The 9,939-nt window shown below is 36.7% G+C and carries 8 protein-coding genes; 3 read left to right on the forward strand and 5 right to left on the reverse strand.

Going from position 1 to position 9,939, the window contains the following annotated elements; translation table 11 throughout:
• Positions 1–128: 128 nt before the first annotated feature.
• From lat to QHH19_05205, 4 genes are all read right to left on the reverse strand, one after another.
• Entirely contained in the window at positions 129–1,445 is a 1,317-nt protein-coding gene (gene lat / locus QHH19_05190; GenBank protein MDH7517720.1) for an L-lysine 6-transaminase, read from the reverse strand.
• Positions 1,446–1,615: 170 nt separating this feature from the next.
• Positions 1,616–3,679, reverse strand: coding sequence for a beta-propeller domain-containing protein (locus QHH19_05195; protein ID MDH7517721.1), 2,064 nt, complete (start codon positions 3,677–3,679; stop codon positions 1,616–1,618).
• 163 nt (positions 3,680–3,842) lie between these two features.
• Positions 3,843–5,165, reverse strand: coding sequence for a saccharopine dehydrogenase C-terminal domain-containing protein (locus tag QHH19_05200; protein ID MDH7517722.1), 1,323 nt, complete (start codon positions 5,163–5,165; stop codon positions 3,843–3,845).
• 51 nt (positions 5,166–5,216) lie between these two features.
• Positions 5,217–6,518 carry a bifunctional lysine ketoglutarate reductase /saccharopine dehydrogenase family protein gene (locus QHH19_05205; GenBank protein MDH7517723.1) on the reverse strand — a complete coding sequence of 434 codons (1,302 nt, stop codon included), beginning with the start codon at positions 6,516–6,518 and terminating at the stop codon, positions 5,217–5,219.
• Positions 6,519–6,634: 116 nt separating this feature from the next.
• On the opposite strand from QHH19_05205, the gene QHH19_05210 reads away from it, so the two are divergent.
• Both QHH19_05210 and QHH19_05215 read left to right on the forward strand, forming a co-directional pair.
• Entirely contained in the window at positions 6,635–6,913 is a 279-nt protein-coding gene (locus QHH19_05210) for a hypothetical protein (GenBank protein MDH7517724.1), read from the forward strand.
• 53 nt (positions 6,914–6,966) lie between these two features.
• Positions 6,967–7,440 carry a Dna2/Cas4 domain-containing protein gene (locus QHH19_05215; protein MDH7517725.1) on the forward strand — a complete coding sequence of 158 codons (474 nt, stop codon included), beginning with the start codon at positions 6,967–6,969 and terminating at the stop codon, positions 7,438–7,440.
• Between the two features lie 24 nt (positions 7,441–7,464).
• Here the strand turns inward: QHH19_05215 and QHH19_05220 are convergent, their stop codons facing one another.
• Positions 7,465–7,677, reverse strand: coding sequence for a hypothetical protein (locus QHH19_05220; GenBank protein ID MDH7517726.1), 213 nt, complete (start codon positions 7,675–7,677; stop codon positions 7,465–7,467).
• A gap of 121 nt (positions 7,678–7,798) precedes the next feature.
• Between QHH19_05220 and QHH19_05225 the strand changes: the two genes are divergently transcribed.
• Complete coding sequence (locus tag QHH19_05225) at positions 7,799–9,571, forward strand: ribosome biogenesis/translation initiation ATPase RLI (GenBank protein ID MDH7517727.1); 1,773 nt, start codon at positions 7,799–7,801, stop codon at positions 9,569–9,571.
• The last annotated feature ends 368 nt before the right edge of the window (positions 9,572–9,939 follow it).

A 9,939-nucleotide genomic window follows, 5' to 3' on the forward strand; every position in this document is an offset into this window, starting at 1 on the left:
GCGCCAAAAAAGTATATCGGCAAGCGTGCCTATGTTATTGTTTTAAAAAATTGATTTTCCAATTTTGTCCCAATGCCAATCCCACAACATAGATATTATATCAAAAGAAAAAAATGTTTTATTGATTTTTAGAACGACTTCACGGTTTTATCTACTATCTCGAGAGCCTCATCTACCTCTTCAGAAGATATTGTCAATGGCGGACGGAATCTTATAGTTACAGACCCGCAAGAAAGAACTAATAAGTTGTTTGTATAAAGTTTATCTTTCATCTCATCTCTCTCCTTAGGCGTAGGAAGATCAAAAGCGCACATAAGTCCACGTCCACGCGCATTAGAAATCTTATTTGGGTATTTCTTTTCTATTTCCTCCAAACCTTCCAGTAAACGTTTTCCTTGCACTTCAGCGTTTTTAATGAGATCCTCTTCATCTATAACTTCCAGGTATTTCTGACATCGAACCATATCAACTAGGTTTCCACCCCAAGTTGAATTTAGTCTACTTGGTACTTTAAAAACATTGTCCTCAATCTCGTCCACACGATCATTCACCATTATTCCACATACCTGCGTTTTTTTACCAAATGCAATTATATCTGGTTCGAAATCAAAATGCTGATAAGCCCACATCTTACCAGTTAAACCTACACCAGTTTGCACTTCATCAAGTATGAACATCATCTCATGTTCATCACATAGTCTACGAAGCTCATGGAAAAACTCTCTGCGGAAATGGTTATCACCACCCTCACCCTGGATAGGTTCTATAATCAGGGCAGCTATATCATCAGGGTTTTTAGCAACCGCTTCCCTGATCTCATCAACAGCTTGTCTCTCAAGTTTTTTGACATTCTCAAGGTTTTCTTTGTTAAGTGGAAAATGAATTTTTGGGTTAACTATCCTCGGCCAGTTAAATTTAGTAAAATATTTTGTTTTATTAAGGTTGAAAGTGTTGGTCATAGAAAGCGTGTAACCAGTCCTACCATGAAACGCTTCTTTAAAATGAACAACCTGTGTACCTAACTCGCCTTTACCACTTGCAATATTTTTTCTGATCTTCCAATCAAAAGCAGTTTTTAGACCATTCTCCACAGCAAGAGCACCACCGCTTACAAAGAAGAGGTGCTTGAAATTATTTGGCATCGCATATTTTGAAAACGCTTCAACAAACTCAGCCATCTCAACAGTATAAACATCAGAGTTAGTAGGATTGTTAATAGCTACTTCACCCATTTTTTTTATAAAATCAGGGCTTGTTAACTTCGGATGGTTACACCCAAGTGGTGCTGTTGCAAAAAAAGAGAAACAATCAAGCATATACCTATTGTTTCTTGAATCATAAATGCGACAACCCTTGCTCTTCCTGAGATCTAAAACCAGATTAAAACCATCGACTAGCATGTATCTAGCAAGTATTTTGTGAACATCTGTTGGTTTAATCGACATAACATTTATTCCCCATTAAAATATGGTTAACCCATTGTTTAAGCGGTATCCTTCTTAGTTATAAAATGATATCGGTAGACTTTAAAAAAATATTAAGATAGAAGAGGGGGAGAGGAGAAGATAGGCGGGATGCGCCCCTCTCTTTTGTATCTTTTGATTTAAAAGATTTTTTATACTAGTTTTACGCTGTTAATCTCACTTAGATCATCTAGGCTGTTCATTTTCACTAGGTTCCTTGAAATCGTATACAACACATCTTCTATGTACAAAGTTCTCTGTATCGAGTTGCCATCATCATAGTAATAATAAAAATCTGCTTCGCTGTTTTCTTCATTATGTTCTGTTTTTACATCATGTGATATTGTACCCTTCAAAGTTATTCCATCATCTAGGTTTATGTCAAACACGTAGGCTAATTGTTTACTGTAAGACCCAGCTGGTATCACCAGAAGGTTTTTTTCTCTATCAAACAAAAATGCTTTATGCTCATACAAGGCTGAGGATTCAGTCCACCACCAGCTTTCTTTATCCTCGTTATCTATGGTATAGTTTGATAGCTCAACTGGGTTGTTCATATCGCTAACATCAAATAAAGAGATTTTCACATTGTTACCATCTCTACCAACACCTATTATATGTGCATCATCATATTGGTGGAGGTATGTTGAGTAACCAGGTATTTTAAGTTGCCCTATAACCTTTGGGTTTGCGGTGTTGCTTAGGTCTATCACAAAGAATGGGTCAACCTGCCTAAAGGTTACAAGGTAGCATATGTCACCTACAAAACGTGTAGCATAAATTGTTTCACCAAGTGCAATCTCTTCCAGGCTACCAACAAGTTTTAGGTCCATATCAAGAACATAAACATTGTTCTGGGGTTCAACACTACCTATATAGTAGCTTAACATTGATCCAGATAAGGTTGTAGAGACTCGAAGGAAACCATTGTATTCACTTAACGAAAACTGGTCCTTAACATAACCTGTTACAGATCCCTGCGCCTCGTAACTAATCTCACCATCGTTTATGTTTATACGATGAATAATGGTTTTTTCTGTGTCTTTAGCTATCTCCCTAATTATATCTGATTTCTGTTCATCTGACAATGATTGAACATATTTTTGTATAACCCACTGAGCAATCATCTGCTTCTGATAATCCTCTAAATCAAGTCCATCAATTGTGTCAAGCTGCGCCCTAGCAGAATCAGGTAAAAGCGGTAACAATTTATCCCTAAGTATCTTCTCTAAGGACGAATAATCATAGTACCACATTGAATAAGAAACATAGATGTTGCTCTCTGAAACATACAATGTCTGGGTGGTCCCTAGTAAGAAAATCTTCTGATGTACCTCCTCTGTGTCATCATGTATATTAACAGATATGATGTTTGTGAATGTGCTGCTTTTCTCAGGTATATCAACATAGTATATGTCTGATAAAGAAACCTCAACTACCTCATCATCAATCATAAGCCTTGGTATTATTATGCTGTTTTCATCAGTTGTGTAAGAGTACTGTGTTGTTATAACATACACGTAATCACCTATGAGCCTTGCACCAGAAAAGCTACCACCAACAACAATATCCTTCACTAAAACAGGGTCACTTATCTCTTCTAAATCATAAATCTTTACATACGTGTCAGGTGAACTATACCAGTAGTTGATTTTAGACTCATCAGGAAAAGCGTTTTTTAGAATCGGGTAGTTGTACGTCTGAAGGAAGACAACAAGCCTAGAACCATCAATAAATATATTTAAAACAGATAATGAATCATCAAACTCTATCTCACTAATTATCTCAGCTTCTTCAGCAGGATAAGCCTTTACAACAATCACCTTATTATTAGAAATAACATACAAATAAGTTCCATCAGTTTTAACTATATCTGGTTCATCAACACCCTCTACCTGCACATTTGTTTTAGAATAATCAACACTTGCGCCGCCATTTCGTTCAACTCCACTAGATTTTTCTCCGGCCATATCAATTGCTACAGCACTTGTGCCTAACATGCTACTAAAAAAACCTGAACTATAACGACCCATATTCTGGTTACCTACTAATAAAAAATTTGTCAGTTCCTCATATGAACCAAAGTTTTTTATTGGATACGTACCAGCTCCACTAACTATATGCCTCTGTAGATTAACCACTACAACAAAACCTGCAAAAACTATTACACCAGCTACTATTACCGCATATAACTTATACTTCTTTTTCTCATTCATAATCATATCACATCACTTTTCCATTGAATAATGGTTATATCATTTTAAGTTTATATACTGGTCGAAAACGTTTGGAAAATACCGAACGACTATCCCTTATAAAACCAAGTTTTAGAAAAAGCAAGAGTATAACTTTTATAAATAAAATTTTAGAGAAACTTACCTAAATTTTCTCTATTTTCTCATCGAATTTTATGCCCATTGTTTCAAGTTCATCTAAAATAGGATTATACAGCTCAGGAATAACAGGTATCCGCACGCCAGTCATCTTGATTTTACCATTAATTATCATTTTCACAGCTATAGCAGCAGGCAACGCAACAGTCCTAGCCACAGATGTATCACCATCAGGTATACCATAATCAACCAGTGTAGAAGTTATGTACTCTTTTTTTGATTTATACTCAGCTACGAACTCATGGTGCATAACAATCATGTCAACATCATTTTCACCCATAGCCAGTTTTTTAAGAGTTAAAACATTTAAGTAATCAAGCGGGTTGTTTTTGTCATCGGGTAATTTTTCATCACCAAAGAGACCGAGCCACTCGAGTCTTTTTATAACAGCTGAATAAGTTTTCAGACCAAGTTTCTCAGCAACTGCCTTTTGAAGATTGTCTTTTGGTCTGGCTTTTATCAGAAACCTGGTTAAATCACCATATGTTTTACCTGAAAAACCCTCTGGTGTTTCTTCGCTAAGCCAACCCAAGTGCACTATGCTTCTCATGGTTTCACACCAACCGTGATTCCGAAACGTGCCACGATAAACCGTTTTTGCATCCTTTAAACTATAAATTTCTTTGTATGGCACAGAGTTCCTGTTTGGGTAGTTCTCAAAAGTACCAACACCTGGTACATCCTGCAGTTTATAGTTTTCAAACAGTTGCTCACCAGGAACAGATACTTCCTTACCATTTTCAAGCCATTTAGCAGAGTTACGCGAAGCAAGAAGAACACCACGTGGAGACCAAGAAAACTTATAACCAAAAGGGTTGTTGTTACTCTGAAAAGACGGGAGAGCACCTGTTGTTGATCTGAAACTTATGATTTTTCCACCGTTTTTTTCAACATCATGTATTATTCTCATAGCAGACATATGATCGATACCAGGATCAAGACCACACTCATTCAATATAAGTATCCCTGCGTTTTTTGCCTTCTGATCCAAAGCCCTCATAGCATCACTAACATAAGAGGTTGTAACCATGTGTTTCCTATGTTTTATGCACATCTCAGCAACCTTAACATGATAAGTATAGGGTAATAGGCTAACAACAACATCTGCTTTAGAAACAAAACTTTCAACCTTTTTATCATCGTTTACATCAAGCTCAAAAGCCTCACCACGTGGGTGACCATTTATCATCTTCTCTGCCTTGCTAACTGTTCTACTAGCCATCGTAACATGAAAATCAGGTTGATCCAAAAGATACCTAATCATCGGACGTGAAATCATGCCTGCGCCAAGCACAAGTATTTTTTTCATGATATGTTGCCTCCAAAAACATAAAACTTGCAAGCAGCGAAAAGAATTAGCTTATAAAAATTTGTTGATATAACTATAATTAGGAGTAAGTTTACCATGATATAATATAACCGCGTTTTTTATCTCAGGGGGCAAAACCAGTTTATCAAAATCACTAACATCGTAATCAGCTTCCATGATAGCTGGTACAAAAGGTAGTAGGGCTTCACTGAAGCTCTCAGAAGACTCAACAGGAAGCTCACATGGGAGGTTATCAACAGCCATAACAACAACACCCTCACCAGTAAACCCATCTTGGATCTTATCAATAAAAGGGTTATAAACAAAAACAGGGTTATCCGGAGAAGTGTTTTTTTCAGTGAACTCTATAGCACCATTTACATCAGCGCTGATATCACCAACCACCTTCAATCTCAGTTTGTCTTTAAAAGCATTTTTAATGTATTTTTTTGTTATAAGACGAGGATAACGACTACTCCAAAAAATGCAGTTAACAAGAACAGACAAATATGGTACATACCGCTCAAAAACAGGACGATAATTCTCTGGGTTGTTGTAATAATCCTGTAAATCAAAACCTTTACTAGAATTAATAGGCTCGACCATATGCTCTTCTTTGAAAACCACCTTGTAGATAACCTTGTTTGAGGGATTCCTGTAAACAGATTCTAGCTCATCTGGCTCAACATTCTGAACTGGTAACATATCAAGGATCTCCTGCGCACCCTTTGATACATTCCCATAACCAGTAAGCCCAATAACCATTGGTGTGATTGGTTTTGCTAAACCTTTTTTATTAATCTCTTTACCGACATCAGTTAAATGTCTCCTGATATCATCTAGGTTTTTGTAACTAAGGGTTTGTTTAATTTTACTAAAAGGCGAGTCAATGTGCTCCCATTTAAGACGCTGACCAAAAACCCATAAAGTGTCGACCATGCCAGCTATGCCAGCGTATCTACCAAAGAAAACAAGGCGTTTACCGTTTTTATCAACTATCTTTTCATAATCAATTAAATTACATCCCAGTTCCATCATTTTTTTAAGCATAGGTATATTGTGTTTCTGACCTTTTATCACATGGGCAAAAAAAACATAGGTTTTACCTTTTTCAAAAAAATCAACTGGTATCTCTTTAACTGCAAAAACAACAGAACAGGGAGATAAATCATCACTTGTTTGCGCACCAGCATCAAGGTATTCTTTTTCAGAGAAAACACGTATCTTAGATGGCTGGATAAATGTCTGTATGCCATGTTTTTCTTTTAACTCTTTTATGTGCTTTGGTATCAGTGGGGTGCGTCTCTCCCAGCGGTTTTTGTCTTCTCTGCGTAAACCCATTGTTAAAACCATAATAAGTTCAATGACCCCCATCAGTTGGGGTTTAATAGTTTTTACGGAAGAAAAAAATTAGTTTCAATCACCTCTAGACAATGAATAAATAGTTGGGAAAACTTTTATTTTATTTGATGGGGCGTACAAGACAAGCTTCGTTTGAGAATTCAGAGGTTATTAGCGCATCAGAAATAGGGCAGTACCATTACTGTTCGATAGCATGGTATCTGCAAAAATGTGGTTATGAGCCTGTGTCAGCTTTGTTAAATACTGGTGTTGAAAAACATGCTCAGCTAGGTGAGGTTTTAGATAACGCTCAAACTGGTGTTAGGAGATCGATGTTTCTTGCAATTACTGGGCTTCTGATGGTGATAGTTTCGATTTCTATGATTTTGTTTGAGGTGATCTTTTGACAGTTATCCTTATTAGTATCCTGTTTTTGGTGGTTGGTTTAATCTTTGTTCTGATGTCGAGAAAAACATATAGAAATATAGATATTCTAAGAAAAAAGCATAAGATCCTGGAGGGGAAAATCGTTTACTCTGATCTCAAAGCGTTGGCTAAACCACTGTTTTCTAGGAGATATATGTTAACTGGTAAACCGGATTATGTTGTGAGGAGAGATAAATATTATATTCCTGTTGAGGTGAAAACCGGTGTGTATGATGAGCCGCAGAGAAGTCATGTTTTTCAGCTTGCAGCATATTGTCAGCTTTTGGAGGATGCCTATGGTGGTTTTGTTCCATATGGTGTGCTGGTTTATGGTGACTCGCATCAATATAAAATACCTTTTAACCCTAGGATTAGGTTTGAGTTGGATTCAACTGTTAAAACGATGAGGTATATTATGAGAACTGGGAATGTTGTTAGAAACCATGATGATGTTCGTAGATGCATTGGTTGCTCTATGAGAACTTACTGTGAGATTAAAATGTTGTGATTACCCTTTAAGTTAATGTTTGTTTTACTTGTTTTTTAGTATCATGTCGAAAGCTTCGTTTAAAAATTCTCTTTCTTCTGGTGTTGGCCACCAGCTGAAGCCGTCTTTGTCTTTTATGAAGTTTGGTGCCTCTGGGTCGAATCTTGTCATAAGTGTTAGTTTCCCTGAGTTTGGGTCTTTGCTGATTTCTAGTCTTATATGTATGTTTTCATTTTTATTTATCATGATTCTCCTCATCCACTTGATTTGTTTGATGGACGTATGTTTTTTTAGGACTTATAGTTTTTCTTTTTATGAGTCTATGTTTTTGTTTTGGTAAAAACTTTTAATAGCTTTTGCTTTCTCAATCTCTGAAGTTATGCGTATAGCTGTATTGATTAGAGATAGGTGTAAACCGAAGAATTGTGCGGTTGAGTGTATAAAGTTTTGTCCTAGGGTTAGGTCTGGTGATGAAACCATTGTTATGGGTGCAGATGGGAAGCCTGTGATATCAGAGGATTTGTGTGTGGGTTGTGGTATTTGTGTACATAAATGTCCTTTTGATGCTATAAAGATCATTGGTCTCGCACAGGAGTTAGAGACAGATCTTGTTCATCAGTTTGGGAAAAACGGTTTCAGACTGTTTCGTCTTCCAGTACCTAGGAGAGGTGGTTGTGTTGGTGTACTTGGTCAGAACGGTATTGGTAAAACCACTGCTTTCAAAATTTTATCGGGTCAGATAAAACCTAATCTTGGTGATTATGAGAATGAGCCGACTTGGGATGATGTAATAAGGTATTATTCTGGGACTGAGCTTTATGAGCATTTCAAGAGTCTGGTAAACAATGAGATTACAAGTGTAGTGAAACCACAGTATGTTGATAAGTTACCTAAAATAATGAAGGGAAAAATAAAAGAGGTTCTGAAAAAAGCTGATAACTCAGGTAAATTTGATGATTTGGTGGAAAAACTTAATCTTAACAATATACTTGACAAAGAGATAAGTAAGGGTGAGATTTCTGGTGGCGAATTACAACTTGTTGCAGTAGCTGCTGCTCTGTTGAAGGATGTTGATCTGTATCTTTTTGATGAACCATCTTCTTATCTAGATATTTATCAGCGTTTGAAGGTTGCGCGGATAATAAAGGATTTATCCAAAGAGAAGAAGGTTATGGTTATTGAGCATGACCTAGCTGTCCTTGATTTCCTATGTGATAACATCCACCTTATATATGGTGATGAAGGAGCATATGGTGTTGTTACACATCCTCGTGGTGTACGCCATGCTATAAACACGTATCTGTCAGGGTATCTAAAAGAAGAGAATATAAGGTTTGGTGAAAAAATAGAGTTTTTTTCACATCCTCCAAAGCAGAGACAGAACATGAACATCTACATAACATATGAGGATCTAAAGAAAACATTCGAAGGTTTTACCCTGGAGGTTGAGAGCGGCATAATACGCGAGGGGGAGATAGTTGGTGTTGTTGGTCCAAATGCTATTGGTAAAACAACTTTTGTCAAAATGCTAGCTGGCGTGATAAAACCATCTAGTGGAAAAATCGAGTACAGTATAAAGGTTAGCTATAAACCACAGTACATATCACCTGAGTTCGGTGGTACTGTTAGAGAGTTTTTAGAGAAAAAAGCACAACAGCTTTTCACCTCATCTTTTTTCAAAGCAGAGATCTTTGATTCATTGAACCTGAAATATCTTTTAGATAAGGAGATTGATACCCTGTCCGGTGGTGAGCTCCAGAGGGTTGCTATAGCTAATTGTCTAGTCCAGGATGCTGATATATACCTAATTGATGAGCCATCTGCTTATCTTGACAGTGAACAGAGGATGATCGCTTCTAGGACCATCCGTAGGGTTATAGAGAAATCCGGTAAATCAGCATTGGTTGTAGACCACGATGTCTATTTTATTGACATGGTTAGTGATGCATTGATTGTTTTTGATGGCGAACCTGGTAAACACGGTAGAGCCCAGGGTCCGTTTAGCCTACATGAAGGAATGAACCGGTTTTTGAAAGATGTTGACATAACGTTCCGTAGAGACGAAGAAACAAAGAGGCCGCGTGTGAACAAACCAGACTCTTATATTGATAGAACCCAGAAACAAACAGGTGAATACTATTATGATCTTTAAAACACAACAGTTATATTACAGATAGCCTATTCTAAAAATTGTTATATGGTAAGATGCAGGAGGCTACGTTATTTTCTAAGGGAGACCTTTGAATCACCGTTAGCTGAGAAACTATCGTTTTTATTACCCTTTATTGTAATCACTATCGATATAATACTGATAGAACATGCTGTAAGAATTAACGAGCACTACATCATATTTTTTACATCACTACTTTTTTTACTTTCACTACTAGAGATAATCGTAATTATGAAGGATATAAGCAATCACCATAAAAAAAATACTTTAGAGACAGTACTTCGGAAAGTACAATCGTAAATATTTTTAACCTATAACTTCATTGATTTTTTTGGGAAGATGGGATGAGA

The organism is Candidatus Thermoplasmatota archaeon, assembly GCA_029907305.1.
Classification (GTDB): Archaea; Thermoplasmatota; E2; order DHVEG-1; family DHVEG-1; genus JARYMC01.